The organism is Natronomonas gomsonensis (assembly GCF_013391635.1).
GTDB lineage: Archaea > Halobacteriota > Halobacteria > Halobacteriales > Haloarculaceae > Natronomonas > Natronomonas gomsonensis_A.
Map to the genome: position 1 here is coordinate 1,694,984 of NZ_JACAWU010000002.1, position 14,989 is coordinate 1,709,972.

The following is a 14,989-nucleotide window of genomic DNA, read 5'->3' on the forward strand; positions in this document are numbered from 1 at the left end:
TGACTATCGGCGGCCGACCAGTACGGCCGCGGCGAGAGCCGCGAGGACCGCAGCACCGACGCCGAACCCGGAACCGGCGCCCTCCGTCGGCGTCGTGGGACGGTCGGTCACCTCACCCGGCCGCTCCGTCGACTGCGGCGCCGATGCCGTTCCGCCAGGGGTCGCCGTCTCAGACCTGACCGACACCGTCGTCGAACGGTCGCCAGCGGTGACGGTGTACTCGCCGGACTCCTCGAAGGTCGTCGTCGCCTCGACGGTCACCGACCCGTCGCTCAGTCGAACCCGCTCGGTGGCGACCGTCTCGCCGTCGACGGCGAAGGTGACGTTGCCGTCGGCAGGTCGGTCAGCCGAGGACTCGACGGTCGCTCGGAGCGTCACCGACTCGCCGAGTGCCGGGTCTGCCGGAGCGGCGGTGAGGTCGGTGACAGCCACGTCGGCCGGTTGCTCGACGACTGCCGTGGTGGTGGTCGTGCCAATCGAAAGTTCGTACTCGCTGGCGGCGTCGAAGCGTCGCTGGAACGTCACCGTCGTCTCCTCGTCGGCGTCGAGGCTACCGGTTCGCTCTCCAGCCGTCTCGCCGTCGACGCGAAGCTCGGCAGTGTACTCGCCGGCGTCGGTGCCGACGTTGCGGATTCGAACGGTCGGTTCGAGCGTCTCGCCGGTGACGACACGCGGGGAATCGATTGTGGCGTCGCGATACGGTCCCGACACCGCGAACCCCTCGAACTCGTATCGGATGTCGGCGCCGCCGAAGGCGTCGAAGTGCTGTTGGCGGCTCCAGACCGGCGGCGTCTCGGTCGTCTCGGTGTATCGTTCGGCGTCGTTGCGGATGTCGGCGCTCCCAGTGGTTTCGATGGCGTCAAGGAACTGCTGTTGTGTCAACTCCGACCCGGGGTCGTTGAACTCGGCGATTGCGGCCGCGAGCGTCGTGTCGGCATCGGCTCGAAGCCGCCGGTCGAGGTGGCCGAAGACGAGCGCGCCCTTCTCGTAGTTGCCGCGACCGTTCTCCCACGTCGCGGGGTCGGACAACTGTACGTCGCTGTATCGGTCACTTGTTCCGTCTTCCATCTGAGATTGGAACGTCTCGAAGTCGATGCGTCCCTGCTCGTAGGTGAGCAACGCGGCGTAGTAGTCCGCCATTCCCTCGATGGTCCAGCGCGTCGCCTCGGTGCGGTCGTAGTCCTGTCTGGTGTGGACGTACTCGTGAATCCACGTGTTCCGAGCGGTGTCGAGGCGTTCGTCGTCGCGGACCCACATGTCGGAGTCGCCGCGCTGGACACCGGTGGCGGCCCAGTCGACCTTCGATGGGACGGCGACGATGAGGACGCTATCGTCTCGAGCACCCGTCTCGAAGCCCTCGGCGGCGTGGGCCAGCGAGTCGAGTACGTCGTCGGGGTTTTCGCGCATGTCGCCGTGTTCGGACTCGATGAGTCGGAAGCGCTGTCCGGCCGCCTCGCGGGTGTGTTCCTCGTACGCACCGAGATAGGTGATGTGTCGTCCGGCGACGCCCTCGCCGTCGACGTGGTTCGAGCGATCGATGTTCAAGTCGATACCAGTCGCCCGAACGCTGATGCTCGGCGACCGGACGACTGCCCACTCGTCGGTGACGGCGTAGAGGAACTGCTCGCCACTGCCCCGGTCGATGGTTCGGTTGCCGGCCAGTTCGTACCGGACGAACGGCCGGTCGGTCCCGCCGGTCCACTCGTAGGTTCGGCCGTCGGTTCCCGACTGTCTGAACCCCTCCGTTTCGTACACGTCGGTGTCCTCGGGGATCGTTATCTCCACCGATGTCGCTCCGTCCGGAACGGTCACCTGCGTTTTCACGTCGACTTCGCCTTTCGTGTCGGTCTGGGCGAGCGTGTTGTCGACCTCGATGGTCGCCGCGGCCGCGGGCGTCACGAACGCGACGCTCCCTGCGAGCAACCAACACGTCAACAGCACCGAAACCGCGAGCGCTCGCGCTCGTGGCCGTGACCGTGACATCTACGCCGCTATACAGCCTCGATGGTTATCCGCATGTCGGTGCCTTCGACGGTCCAGTCCTGTTCGTAACCGTCGTCGACGCCGCCGAAGCCACTCGCCCGGACCTCGCCGGCGATGAGGTCCTCGTGTTCGCGGACGAGTCCCGCGATGCGGTCGTCGGCGACATCGAGGTCAACCCGAATCTCGGCGTCGATTTCGAGGTCGAGGTCCTTGCGCATCTCCTGAATCCGGCGGATGACCTCGCGGGCGTAGCCCTCCGACTCGATGTCCTCGGTGAGCGTCGTGTCGACGTAGACGACGCCCCGGTCGTCGCCGTCGACGTCGAAGGCCGTCCCCTCGACGCCCTCCGGCGTGTCGGTGTTGAACGACACCATCTCCTCGGTCAATTCGACCTCGCGACCGAGTTCCTCGGCGACGGCGCTCGACAGCGCGTCGAGGGACTGTTCGGTGACGGTGACAGCGTTGAGCGCGTTCATCACTTCGCCGGCCTCGTCGCCAAATGCAGGGCCGAGGACAGACATGTCGGCGCGGGCACTGTACTGGAGTTCTTCCCAGTCAGCCCCGGGTTCGACGAGTTCGATTTCGCGTGCGTTCAGTCGGTCACGGAGCAAATCGCGGTGGCGGTCGACGGCCGTGGCGGCCTCCTCGTCGTCGGCGGCGACGACAACGCGCGTGACGGGCCAGCGCAGTTTCCGCTCGGCCTGCTGGCGGGCGTTGGAGCCTGCCTCCTCGACAGCCGCGACGATTTCCACGTCGGTTTCGAGTTGCGTGTCGTGGAAGAACTCGTCCACTTCGGGCCACTCACACATGTGGACCGTCTCGAAACCGTCCTCGCCGGTGAGCGTCCCGTAGATGTCGTCGGCGACGAACGGCGCGTAGGGCGCCAGCAGTTTCGTCGTCTCGACGAGCACGTGATACAGCGTCGCGTAGGCGGCCTGCTTGCTTTCCGATTGCTCTTCCTCCCACATCCGCTCGCGGACGACCTGGATGTAGAACCGCGAAACGTCCTCGACGATGAACTCCAGCAGCGCGTCCAGCGCCTTGTCCTGCCGGTAGTCGTCCCACTGCTCGGTCATCTCGGCGGTGACCGACTGCAGTCGGGAGAGTACCCACTCGTCGACCGTCTCGAGGGCGGCGTCCTGCAGCGCCACCGAACCGGGTTCGAAGTCGTCCATCCGCATGTACGGCAGCGGGAAGCGGAACACGTTCCAGAGGATGTTGAGGTCCCGCTGGCGGTTGCCCATCTCGTCCCACGAGAAGCGCATGTCGTCGCCCTGTGGGTTCTGACTCAGCAGGAACAACCGCATCGGGTCGGCGCCGTGGCGGTCGATGGCCTCCTGTGGCGCGACGATGTTGCCGATGGATTTCGACATCTTCCGGCCGTCCTCGGCCAGCGCCCATCCGTGCATCAGCACGTCGTTGTACGGCACCTCGCCGAGGGCGGCGGTGCCCATCCCGAGTTGCGACCAGAACCAGCCGCGGGTCTGGTCGTGAGCCTCCATGATGAGGTCGGCGGGCCACAGCTCCTCGAAGTCGTCTTCGTTCGACGGGTAATCGAGCGTCCCCCACGAGGCGACGGAGGAGTCCAGCCACACGTCGAAGACGTCCGGCACGCGGGTGTAGGTGGTGTCGCCGTCCGTGATCGTGATGTCGTCGACGGTCGGCCGATGGAGGTCTATCTCCTCGGGGTCGATGTCCTGGTCTGCGAGGTCGGCGAGTTTCTCGCGGGTGCCGACGACGATAGCGTCGCCCATGTGGCCGTCCCAGTCCTCGGGCGTCCAGATGGGGATGGGGATGCCCCAGTAGCGCTGTCGGGAGACGTTCCAGTCCGGCGAGTTCTCGACGAACTTCCGGAAGCGACCCTCACGGGCCTCCTGTGGGTGCCACTCGGAGTCCTCGATGTTCGAGAGAAGTTCGTCCTTGATGTCGGTGACCGTGATGAACCACTGGTCGGTGACGATGCGGACGATGTCGGTGTCACAGCGCCAACACTGCCCCTCGTCGATGGCGTGGCCCGATTCCGAAAGCAGGAGGTGGCCGTTCGACCGCAGGTCGGCGATGATGTCGTCGTTGGCGTCGCGGACGAACTCGCCCTGGTAGTCGCCGGCTTCGGCGGTGTAGACGCCATCGGAGGCGACCGGACAGAAGATTTCGAGTTCCAGTTCCTGCCCGCGCTCGAAGTCCTCCTCACCGTGGCCGGGGGCGGAGTGAACCATCCCGGTGCGGTCGACCTCGACGTAGTCGGCGTGATACACCTGCTGGGAGCCCTCGGCCTGTGCGTGGTCGGGGACTTCCTCGGCAAGTGGGTGGTCGTACTCCCAGCCGATGAGGTCCGAGCCGGGAAGTTCCTCGAGAACGGTGTAATCCTCGGGTTCGGCGCCGACCCGCTCCATCACGTCGTCGACCACGTCGCTCGCGAGATACAGAATCTCGTCGTCGTACTCCACTTCCGCGTAGGTCACGTCCTCGTCGACGGCGACGAAGGTGTTCGCAGGGATGGTCCACGGCGTCGTCGTCCAGATGACGAGGTTCCCCTCGCGGTTTCGGAGCGGGAACTTCACGTAGATGGAGGGCGCCTCGGCAGTGTGGTACTCGACTTCGTTCTTCGCGATGGCCGTCTCACACCGGGGACACTGCGTGATGGAGCGTTTCCCCTGCGTGACGAGGCCGCGCTCGTGGGCTTGTTCGAAGCCCCACCACGCCGCCTCCATGTACTCCGGCGAGACGGTTTTGTAGGGGTTCTCCCAGTCCATCCAGACGCCGAAGGACTTGAAGTCGTTCTGGAGCCCTTCGAGTTGGGAGTCGGCGAAGGTCTTACACTCCTCGATGAAGTTCTCCATGCCGAACTCCTCGATGTCCTTCTTGTTGTCGAAGCCGAGTTTCTCCTCGACTTTCGTCTCGATGGGGAGGCCGTGCATGTCGTAGCCGGGGCGGTCGGTGACGTTGTGGCCCCGCATCCGAAGGTGGCGGATGTAGGCGTCCTTCAGCGTCTTGTTCCACGTCGTCCCCATGTGGGCGGCACCGGAGGTGTACGGCGGCCCGTCGACGAAGAACAGCGGTTCTTCGTCCGCGAAGCGCTCCTTGGTCTGCTCGTAGGCGTCGACGTCGTCCCAGTGGTCGAACACCCGTGCTTCGACCGCGTCGGGGTCGTACTGGTCGTCGACCTCGGCGAACCTGCTCATACCTGGTAATCCGGCCCCGCTGTTAAAGGAGAATCGGTACTGTGCGAAGGATTCTACGCGCGTCGCTCGCGGAGTCGCGGCAGAAGGTGGTCGTTACCGAGCGAGAACGCACCGTACAGGGCGACGAACCCCATCACCGCGAGCCAGGCCGCGAACATGGTGTTTCCGGCATCGAGATACGACAGGCTGGTCAGTTCGGCAAAGACGCCGGCCGCCGCGAGGGCGGCGGTTCCCAGTAGGTAGGCGACGGACTCGATTCCGGCGACGAGGAGTTCTCGCATTGGCCCTACTCGGCGAGTGCGGAAAATAGGCTTTTCGACTGAACCGATGAATCGAAACGCTTTCGCTGACGAGTCGAAAACGGCAACCATGAGCCATCGAACAGGGGGGCGAAGCCTCGATTACGCGCGGTTGGCAAAACTGGGATTCCTGTTCGGCGTCGGCCTGTTCGCCGTCGGCGCCATCGGTGAAATCGGCGGCCACGCCTTCCTCTCGACGGTACCGTCGACGTTGGAAACCGTCTTTTTCGGCATGGAAACGCTCGGCGTGGTCGTCGGCCTCGTTACGCCGATCGTCTTCGGCGCAGTGCTCCCGCTAATCGAGTAATCAGGCGCCGATTTCGACGGCGAAATCCGACTGGAGCCACGTTTCGGGGTCCTCCCGGTCGTAGATGACGACTTCCCCGTCGCCGAGTGAGAGGTGTGCGTACCGCTCGTCGTCGCGAGCGGAGTGTGGCGGTGCTTCGGTCATCGGTTCGGGCAACTCGTCCGAGTCGGAGGGTGTGTCACTCATTCGCAAGTGAGCGAAAGCGGTAGACGGTGTTAAGCGTTCTGTCGATATCGAATTCATACTTATATGCTGTATTATGCCCCTAGAACACGCGAAGCGAACACTGACTTATCCGCCGACCCACGTCCCGTCGATGGCGACGTTTCCCGACCCGGAGAACCGAAGCCCCCTCGCGGCAGACTGCCGGCGCTGTCCCCGACTCGTCGAGGGACGAAACTGCATCTCCTGGGGTGTCGGCTCGCTCGATGCGACGCTCGTCGTCGTCGGCGAGGCCCCCGGCGCCGGCGACCCCGACGCCGACCGCTGGCGGGGCGGCAACCACACCGGGATGGCCTACACGGCACGCCACAGCGGTCGCCGCATCCGCGAACGCTTCGAATCGCTCGGCTACGACGAGGAGGAACTGTACTTCACGAACGCCGTGAAGTGTTTCCCCGCCGAAAACCCCGAGGCCCCCGACTCCTCGAACCGCGAACCGACGACCGAAGAGCGCGCCAACTGCCGGCCGTACCTGCTCTCGGAACTGACAGACATCGAACCGGCGTGTGTCGTTCCGACCGGCCGCCACGCCACGGAGTCCCTACTTGCTGCGGCCGACAGAGAACTCGACGGCTTCCTCGAAACCGTCCTGACGACCATCGAAACCGACACACTGCCGCCGCTGGTCCCGATACTGCACCCCTCCTACGAGGACATCTGGATTGCCCGGCTCGGCTACGAGCCCGGGGAGTACGAATCGGCTATCTCGGCGGCGCTAGAACGCGTCGGCGCCGAACCCCGGTGACCGAACGGCGGTCAACCGGCCTACGGTTTTTTGTCGTTTCCGACGGACTCTCGAAGCATGGACGACGAGGAGACCCTCGCGGCGGTCAACGAACAACTCGAACGCGTCGGCGACTACGAACTGTACGACGACCTCGGCCCAGTCGATTCCTGGGAGGCGTTCCGCGAGTTGCCGTTTCTCACGGGTAAGGACCTGAAGGCCGACTACGACGACCACGCACCCGAGGGGTCACTGTACGACGGCGCGGCGATGATGTGTTTCACGCCGCTCGGCGACGACCTCGCGCCCGTCTTCGACACGACGGCGGACCTCGAGTGGCAGGCTGAAGCCAACGCCCGCGCCTTCGAGCGCGCCGGCATCGAACCGGGCGACCGCGTGCTCAACACCTTCGGGTACCACACCTTCGGGACAGGTATCATCGTCCAGCGCGGCCTCGAAGCCCTCGGCGCGGAGGTCATCCCCGCCGGACCGGGCGAGTCCGAACAGGCCGCCGCGACCGTCTCGGAGTTCGACGTCGACGCTCTCGTCGGCAACCCCTCCTTCGCGCTGAAGGTCGGCGACGCCGGCGCGAGCGTCGACACCTTCGTCGGCGCCGGCGAGCCGTTCACCTCGATTCCGGGCATGCGTGAACAGGTCAAGGATGCCCTCGACGCCGACACCGCCGTCGACTACTTCGGCACCAGACAGATACTCCCGGTCGCCGCCGAAACGGCCGACGAGGACGGCCTCCACCTCCTCGACGACTACGCACTCATCGAGGTCGTCGACCCCGACACCGGCGAGTTGCTCCCGTTCGGCGAGCGCGGCGAACTCGTCGTCACCCACCTCAAGAAGGAGGGCTGTCCGCTCGTCCGCTATCGCACCGGCGACCTCGCCGAGTGGGAGCAACGCGACGGCGAAGTCGTCCTCCCCGACGGCGTCATCGGTCGCACCGACGGCCGGCTCAAGGTGAAAGGCGTCAAACTGTACCCCGAATCGCTCGGCACCGTGCTGGCCGGCTTCGAGGGACTGACCGGCGAGTTCCGACTGGAGGTCTCCCGGCCGGAATCGACCGACCAGATACGACTGGTCGTCGAGGGCGACGCAGACATCGAAGAACTCGCAGCGGCGGTCAAGGACCGCCTGCTCGTCGCACCCAACGAGGTCGAGTTGGTCGACGACATCGACGACACGGGCGTCGTCGACGAGCGGTACTGAACTCGCGGTTTAGCCGACCATCGTCAGGCCGCCGGAGACGCTGAGTACCTGCCCCGTGACGAAATCGGCGTCGTCGCTGGCGAGATAGGCGACCGCACCGGCCACGTCGTCGGGTTCGGTCATCCGACCGAGCGGCGTCTGTGATTCGATGCTCCCGAGGATGTGTTCGGCCAGTTCCGACTCCTCGCGCATCGCCCGCGTGAGCGGCGTGTCCGCGGGACCGGGACAGACGACGTTGCAGGTGACGCCGTCGCGAGCCAACTCCCGGGCGAGCGTCTTCGTGAAGGCGATGACACCGCCTTTCGTCCCGGCGTACACCGCCTCCCCGGAGGAGCCGACCCGACCGGCGTCCGAAGCGATGGCGACGACGGTACCGCCGTCGTCCCGGTCGGCGAACACCTCGCCGGCCGCCCGCGCACAGTTGATTTGTCCGCGGAGGTTCACATCGATGATGCGGTCCCAGCGGTCGGGGTCCTGTTCGAGGAACCACTCGATTCGGTCCCAGCCGGCGTTGTTTACGAGCACATCGAGCCCGGCACGGTCGACGACCGTTTCGACCATTTCACGAACCGATTCGAGGTCGGTCACGTCGGCGACGACCGGAAACGCCTCACCGCCCGCTTCCTCGATTGCCTCGACGGTCGCTTCGGCCCGTTCCTCGTCGATGTCGTTGACCGCGACGGTCGCACCTTCCTCGGCCAACCGCCCCGCGATGGCGCTGCCGATACCGCCGCCCGCGCCCGTCACCAGTGCCGTCTTCGTTTCCAATCCACGCATGTCCGACCCGTCGTCCCCCGGTGTTATATCCCTGTGGGATGACCACACGACACATGTCGTACGAAACCATCGCCGTCGACCGCCATCCCGAGGACGACCGCATCGCACGGATTCGGTTCGACCGAGCTGACCGCAACAACGTCCTCGATGCCCGCGTCCTGGACGAGCTGACGGTCGCGATTACCGACGCCGACCGCGACGACGATGTCCGCGGCATTCTCCTTGGGTCGACCGAACCGCCCTTCTGTTCGGGGGCATCACTCGCGGAGTTGACCGAACTACAGTGGGAGGAGGGCGCCCGCTGGATGACGGCGTACTTCGAGACGCTGGATTTGTTGCGCGATACCGGCAAGCCCGTCGTCGCCGCCGCCGAGGGAACCTGCGTCGCCGGCGGCAACGAACTCGCCTCGGCGTGTGACCTCATCGTCGCCGGCGAGTCGACCCGTTTCGGCCAACCGGAGGTCGGCGTCGGCTCGACGGCCGCCGGCGGCGGCGTGCAGTTGCTCCCGCTGATGATTGGCGAGAAGCGTGCTCGGGACTTGCTGTTGACGGGGCGACTGCTGGAGGCCGAAGAGGCGAAATCCATCGGCCTCATCAACCGCGTCGTCGACGACGGTGACGCCGAGGCGAAGGCCGCGGAGATTCTCACGACCATCGCCGACGAGAAGAGCCCACAGGCCTACCGCACCATCAAGGCCGTGATGAAACAGTGGACGAACCTCGGGTTGACCGGCCAGGAGATGGCCCGAGACCTCACCGCCCGCGTGTGGGACTCCCCGGAGTTCCAGGAGCGCGCCGAGGCGTTCCTCGCACGCGAAGAACAGAAACCACGGCAGTTCCACGGGACGCGGCCGCGTGACCCCGAGGACGTGGAGTAACTACCGTTCCCCGAGGAACCGCTCGGCAGCACCCGAAAATAGCGCCTCGAAGGCCGCATCCGAGAGGTCCCGCTGTAGCAGCCCCTCGTATTCGGCCCGGTAGGGATGTGGGATGTTCGGATAATCGGAGCCGTACATGACCCGCCCCGACAGCTCCTCGAACACCGAATCGTCGATTTCGCTGGGGTCGAAATCCATGTACTCCCCGACGGCCGTCGACATCGCGAAACAGGTGTCGAGGAAGGCGTTGTCGTGGTTGCGCGCCGTCTCGATGAACTCCGTCGTCTCGAAGGCACCCATGTGAGCCGCACAGGCCCGGACCTCCGGATACGACTGGAGGAACGAGCGGAACGGTTCGACGCCGACGTGCGGCGAATCCCGGAACATCGGTGCGGTACCCGCGTGGAACAGAATCGGCCGGTCGTACTCCGCGGCCAACTCGAAGGCCGGGTCGAGACGCGGGTCGTCGGGACCGACTCGCTGGACGGGACACTGGAACTTCAGCCCGCGTGCGCCAGCCTCGAAGGCCTCCCGGACGACGGGTCGAACGTCGTCGTCGCCGTGGACCGTCGCGAAGGGAACGCACATCTCGGATTCCGAAGCGCGGTCCAGCACCCACTCGTTGAGGTCAGCGGCGATGTCGGGCTTGTGGGCATAGGGGAGCGCACAGTAACGCTCGACGCCGTTTTCTCGAAGTTCCGCCTCGATACCCTCGCGGTCGGTCGGATGGGGGAACTCCCAGCCGGCGTCCTCGTTGAGCGCGCCGCGGATCGCCGCCATCAGCCGGTCGGGCATGAGATGGACGTGCACGTCCGTCGCGCCCGAAAGCGTCTCGTCGGTCATCGTCCCAACTTGTACACCCCACGGGCTTCCGCACATCGGTCCCCGCCCGACTCGACGACCACGTCGGCGACACCGACAGTGTCACCGTGTCGTCGCACCTCGGCGTGGCCTTCGAGGTCGGCCTCGCCGGCGTGGGTGAGGTAGTCGACTCTGAGGTCGACGGTCGGCGTGTACCGACCCAACTCGCCGACGAACGGCGCGGCGCCGGTGAGGTCCGCGAGCGCGGAGATGACGCCGCCGTGAATCGCCGGCACCTCGGGATTGCCGAGCAGCGACTCGTCGAAGGGCCACCGCGTGTGGGCCCCGTCGGCGGACGCCGAGACGATTTCGATGCCGTTTGCGCGGTGAAACGGGAGGTCGAGCAACTCCCGTGCGGTCTCGGTGGCGTCGCCCATCAGTAGGCGTAGGGCCACTTCCGCAGGTACTCCTTGAGCTGTCCGAGCGCCGCGAGGACGCCCTTCGGTTCGACGGCCAGCACGATGATGATAACCATGCCGAAGAACACCGAGACCAGCGACGTCGCGTTCAGTCCGGTGGCCGCCGAAACCGACTGCAGGATGCTCTGTAGGATGTCCTGCAGTATCGTGACGACGCCGACGCCGAGCAGCGCACCCCACACCCGACCCAACCCGCCGAACAGCAGCATCACGTAGTGTTCGAGGGTGAGCGCGAGCGTGAAGTAATCGGGGCTGATGAATCCGATGTAGAAGGCGTACAGTCCGCCGGAGAATCCGATCATGAACCCACCGATGGCGAACGCCAGCAGTTTGTTCTTGAAGACGTTGACCCCGAGCACCGCCGCCGCGAGGTCGTTCTCGTGGACCGCCCGGAACGTCCGGCCGATGCCAGTCCGCGAGAGGTTCAGCGACAGGATGGCGAAGAACAGCATCGCCACGAGCGAGAGGTAGTAGATGCTGAGGTCGCCGCCCAGACTGCCGAGTGGGCCGATGAGGCCGATATCCGAGGGTATCTGCTGTTGGGCACCGCCGTGAATCCACTCGGCGCGGCTGTTGTTGAAGAACCACTCGGCGATGAACTGCAGCGCCAGCGTCGAGATGGCGATGTAGAACCCCTTGACGCGGAACGACGGGAGACCGAAGGCGACGGCGACGAGTGCTGCCATCAGGCCGCCGACGGCCATCGACGGCAGCAAACCGACGCCGGTCGTGAGCATCCGACTCGTCGTGTACGCACCGATAGCCATGAACGCCCCCTGTGCGAGGACGATTTCCCCGGCGTACCCCAGAATGACGTTCAATCCGAGGACCGCGATGGCGAAGATGAACATCTGGGACAACAGCGAGACGTTCCCTCCGCCCAACCCGAGCAACGGCAGGATGAACGGGATGGGTAACGCGAGGACGAGTGCGACCCGCTGGATGCGCCAGCGGAACAGCCCCATCCGGGATTCGTAGCTCGTGAAGTACTCACCGCAGGGCACGGCTACGGCACCTCCGTAGTCGGTCGGTCACTCGCGGCCACCGTGGCCGACTGCACGCGGTCGGGTCGCCTCTCGCAGGTGTGTATCTCGAACATGTTAGAGCCTCTCGATGCGTTCGGTGCCGAACAGGCCGTACGGCTTCACGACGATGACGACGAGCAGGAATATCAGCGGCAGTATCTCGCCGAAGCCGGCGCCGAAGTTCAGTTTCACGTCGATGATGGGTGCGGTAATCGCCGACCCACCTTCCAGGTAGAACGACCCCAACTCCTGTAGCAGGCCGACGATGATGGCCCCGATGAACGCCCCGGGGATGGAGTCGAGACCGCCGAAGACGACGGCGGCGAAGATGATGATGCCGGTCGCCACGATGGAGAAGCCGGCACCCCCGGATGACATCGCCAACAGCACCCCGCCGATGGCGGTGATGCCGATGGAGAGCGCCCACGCGAGTGCAATGGTGCGCTCGATGCTCACGCCGAGTACCATCGCCGCCTGTTCGTCGCTGGCGGCCGCCCGCAGGATGCTTCCGGTGACGGTGTACCGGAAGAACAGCATCAGCGCGACGACGACGACGAGCGCCAGCGCCACCGCCAGCGCGTACGCCGCCGAGATGGACGTTCCCAGCGGGAGGTCGATGCTGAATCCGAACGTCAGCGCCTCGGGATACGACCGGTAGTTCGGCCCGAGCAGGAATCGGATGAACCCGCTGAAGATGCCACCGAGCGCCAGCGTGACGATGATGACCGACAGCACCGGTTCACCGATGAACTGCCGGAAGATGACCCGTTCGAGGAAGATACCGAGAAGGATGCCGAACAGAATCGTCGCTCCGACGGCCGCGACCGCCGGTAACGGCGTCGAAATCAGTGACGACGTGCCGAGGATGACGACGCCGTAGGCGCCGACCAAGGCGAGTTCGCCCTGGGCGAAGTTCAACACGCCCGTGACCTTGTAGATGAGCGCAAAGCCCATCGCGACCAGGGCATACAGCGCCCCGAGGCCGATTCCCGAGATGGTGATGTCGAGGAAGTTGATGACGCCGGCGCTAACCATCGAGCATCACCTCCTCGCCGTCGTCGGCCTCGACCGGTTCCTCGACATCGACGATCGCCATCGTGCCGTGTTCTTCCGATTCGCGTCCGTCCTGATACGTTATCGTTATGTCCATCTCGACTTCCTCCTGGTCACTGTACAGTCCCTCGACGAGTTTCCCGTAGCGGTCGACGACGACCTCCCGGCGTATCTTCCCCGTCCGGGTGAGTTCGCCGTCGTCGGCGTCGAACTCCTTGAACAGGATGAGGAACCGCTCGATGGGATGTTCGAGGTCCTCGTTGGTCTCCGCGACGACCTGTCGCATCAACTCCAACACGGGCGGCTTCTGGGTCAGGTCCTTGTAGCCGGCGTACTGGATGTCGCGTTGATCGGCCCACTCGGCGACGTTGTCGAACCGGAGGTTCAACACCGCAGCGAGCGAGTCTCGGCCGTCGCCGACGACCAGCGCCTCCTTCACGTAGGGGTTGAACTTCAGTTTCGTCTCGACGCTGATGGGCGCGACCGCGGTGCCGTCGTTCAACTCTAGCACGTCGTCCATCCGGTCGAAGATTTTGACGTGGTCGTCGTCGGTGAGCGCCCCGAAGTCGTCGGTGTGGAGCCAACCGTCCTCCATCGCGGATTCGGTCTTCTCGGGCATGCCGTAGTACCCCGAGGTGACGACCGGGCCGCGGACGAGCAACTCCCCGCCGGGGGTGATGCCGACCTCGACGTTCGGGAACACCTCGCCGACGGTGTCGACCTGGATGTCGTCGTCGCGGTGCATCGTCACGAACCCACACACCTCGGACTGTCCCCAAATCTGTTTCAGGGGCACACCGAGGGCGTGATAGTACGAGAAGTGGTCCTCGCCGAGGGGGCCACCGCCCGTGTAGACGTTCTTCGCGCGTTTCAGCCCGATTTTGTCGAGGATGGGCCGGTAGGCGACCCAATACGAGAGCCAGTGGGCGGCTCGCAGGGTCGCCGGCGGTTCCTCGTCGCTTTTGTCGCCGCTGACGTAGTCGGCGTACTTCCGACCGATGGACATCGCCTTCTCGTAGACGAACCGCTTCAGTCGCGTGGTGTTCTCGATTTTCGCCTTGATATCGGCGACCCACGCCTCGTAGCGGTTCGGCGACGAGAAGATGATTTCCGGGCCGATTTCACGGAGGTCCTCGGCCTCGGTTTCGGGCTGTTCGGGGAAGTTGGCGGTCCAACCGCCGACGAACGCCGCCGCAATGAGTATCATCTGCTCGCCGACCCACGCCATCGGGAGATACGAGAAGTAATCGGATTCCTTCGGCAACGGGTCGATTTCGATGGCCGCGTTCGCGAGGTTCAGGAAGTTGAAGTGGCTCAACTTCACCCGCTTCGGCATTCCAGTCGTCCCCGAAGTCGGCGGCAACATCGCCGGGGTGTCGGGGTCGATGGCTTTCACACGTTCGTGGAGGTAATCGTCGGCCACCTCACCGGTTTCGAGCCGCTCTTCGCCGACCTCCTCGACGTGTTCGTAGGAGACGATTTCGGGGTCGCCGGGCTCCGTCTTCTCGCCGTTCTCGTAGCGGAACATCCCCTTCTCGTCGCGGTAGATGATGGTCTCCAGCGACGGCACGTCGTCGGCGACCAGGAGTAGTTTGTCGACCATCTCCTGGTCTTCGGCGTAGACGACCGATGGCTCCAGCAGTTGGAGCTGTTTGCGGATGTCGTCGGGGAGCATGTCCTCGTAGTTCGGCGCGGCCATCCCGCCCAGCGACTGGGCGGCCATCCAGGCCCACAGCTGGTGGGGCCGGTTGTAGCCGATGGTGAAGAGGACGTCTTCCTCCTCGAAGCCGTACGTTTCGAGGCCGAGCGCGAAGTGTTCGACGCGCTCGTAGTACTCCTCCCAAGTGAATTCTTGCCAGATGCCGTATCGCTTCCACCGCAAGGCGATGTCGTCGCCGTGTTCCTCGACGTGGTCGAAGAGGATTTCCGGCAGTGCGCGGTCGGAGACGATGGGAACGTCCTCGCCGTCGGGTGCGGACAACACCCGGTCGACGGCGAGGCTGCTGTCGGTATCGCCAGTCGCTCCGTCCTCGGTCGCCAT

General features: G+C 65.1%; 14 protein-coding genes. 4 read left to right on the top strand and 10 right to left on the bottom strand.

The features are described from left to right. Positions 1-3: 3 nt before the first annotated feature. Genes HWX69_RS17345 through HWX69_RS17355 form a run of 3 tightly spaced genes read right to left on the bottom strand, consistent with a single transcriptional unit; the run spans position 4 to position 5,446 of the window. A complete protein-coding gene (locus HWX69_RS17345; protein WP_178918279.1) occupies positions 4-1,983 on the bottom strand; it encodes a CARDB domain-containing protein in 1,980 nt (659 codons plus the stop codon). An 8-nt stretch (positions 1,984-1,991) separates the two neighbouring features. Beyond that, entirely contained in the window at positions 1,992-5,165 is a 3,174-nt protein-coding gene (ileS, locus tag HWX69_RS17350) for an isoleucine--tRNA ligase (protein ID WP_178918280.1), read from the bottom strand. A 53-nt stretch (positions 5,166-5,218) separates the two neighbouring features. Next, positions 5,219-5,446, bottom strand: a complete 228-nt coding sequence (locus HWX69_RS17355; protein ID WP_178918281.1) for a hypothetical protein — start codon at positions 5,444-5,446, stop codon at positions 5,219-5,221. Between the two features lie 88 nt (positions 5,447-5,534). Between HWX69_RS17355 and HWX69_RS17360 the strand changes: the two genes are divergently transcribed. Further along, positions 5,535-5,771 (top strand): DUF7860 family protein, encoded by a 237-nt coding sequence (locus HWX69_RS17360; RefSeq protein WP_178918282.1) that lies wholly within the window; start codon positions 5,535-5,537, stop codon positions 5,769-5,771. On the opposite strand, the gene HWX69_RS17365 is transcribed toward HWX69_RS17360, so the two are convergent. After that, positions 5,772-5,957, bottom strand: coding sequence for a DUF7331 family protein (locus HWX69_RS17365; protein WP_156707795.1), 186 nt, complete (start codon positions 5,955-5,957; stop codon positions 5,772-5,774). Between the two features lie 130 nt (positions 5,958-6,087). Between HWX69_RS17365 and HWX69_RS17370 the strand changes: the two genes are divergently transcribed. Further along, entirely contained in the window at positions 6,088-6,738 is a 651-nt protein-coding gene (locus HWX69_RS17370) for a uracil-DNA glycosylase (protein WP_178918283.1), read from the top strand. A gap of 57 nt (positions 6,739-6,795) precedes the next feature. Next, positions 6,796-7,935, top strand: a complete 1,140-nt coding sequence (locus tag HWX69_RS17375; protein ID WP_178918284.1) for a phenylacetate--CoA ligase family protein — start codon at positions 6,796-6,798, stop codon at positions 7,933-7,935. 9 nt (positions 7,936-7,944) lie between these two features. On the opposite strand, the gene HWX69_RS17380 is transcribed toward HWX69_RS17375, so the two are convergent. Next, positions 7,945-8,712 (bottom strand): SDR family NAD(P)-dependent oxidoreductase, encoded by a 768-nt coding sequence (locus tag HWX69_RS17380; RefSeq protein WP_178918285.1) that lies wholly within the window; start codon positions 8,710-8,712, stop codon positions 7,945-7,947. A gap of 53 nt (positions 8,713-8,765) precedes the next feature. Here HWX69_RS17380 and HWX69_RS17385 point away from each other — a divergent pair, with 53 nt between their 5' ends. Then, positions 8,766-9,590, top strand: a complete 825-nt coding sequence (locus HWX69_RS17385) for an enoyl-CoA hydratase/isomerase family protein (protein WP_178918286.1) — start codon at positions 8,766-8,768, stop codon at positions 9,588-9,590. On the opposite strand, the gene HWX69_RS17390 is transcribed toward HWX69_RS17385, so the two are convergent. The 5 genes from HWX69_RS17390 to HWX69_RS17410 form a co-directional block, all read right to left on the bottom strand. Beyond that, positions 9,591-10,433 carry an amidohydrolase family protein gene (locus HWX69_RS17390; protein ID WP_246286529.1) on the bottom strand — a complete coding sequence of 281 codons (843 nt, stop codon included), beginning with the start codon at positions 10,431-10,433 and terminating at the stop codon, positions 9,591-9,593. After that, entirely contained in the window at positions 10,430-10,828 is a 399-nt protein-coding gene (locus HWX69_RS17395; protein WP_178918287.1) for a PaaI family thioesterase, read from the bottom strand. Before HWX69_RS17395 ends, HWX69_RS17390 begins: the two co-directional genes overlap by 4 nt. Continuing rightward, positions 10,828-11,874 carry an ABC transporter permease subunit gene (locus HWX69_RS17400; protein WP_178918288.1) on the bottom strand — a complete coding sequence of 349 codons (1,047 nt, stop codon included), beginning with the start codon at positions 11,872-11,874 and terminating at the stop codon, positions 10,828-10,830. Before HWX69_RS17400 ends, HWX69_RS17395 begins: the two co-directional genes overlap by 1 nt. 96 nt (positions 11,875-11,970) lie before the next feature. Next, positions 11,971-12,930 (bottom strand): branched-chain amino acid ABC transporter permease, encoded by a 960-nt coding sequence (locus tag HWX69_RS17405; protein ID WP_178918289.1) that lies wholly within the window; start codon positions 12,928-12,930, stop codon positions 11,971-11,973. Next, complete coding sequence (locus tag HWX69_RS17410; RefSeq protein WP_178918290.1) at positions 12,923-14,989, bottom strand: AMP-binding protein; 2,067 nt, start codon at positions 14,987-14,989, stop codon at positions 12,923-12,925. The genes HWX69_RS17405 and HWX69_RS17410 overlap by 8 nt, the downstream gene beginning before the upstream one ends.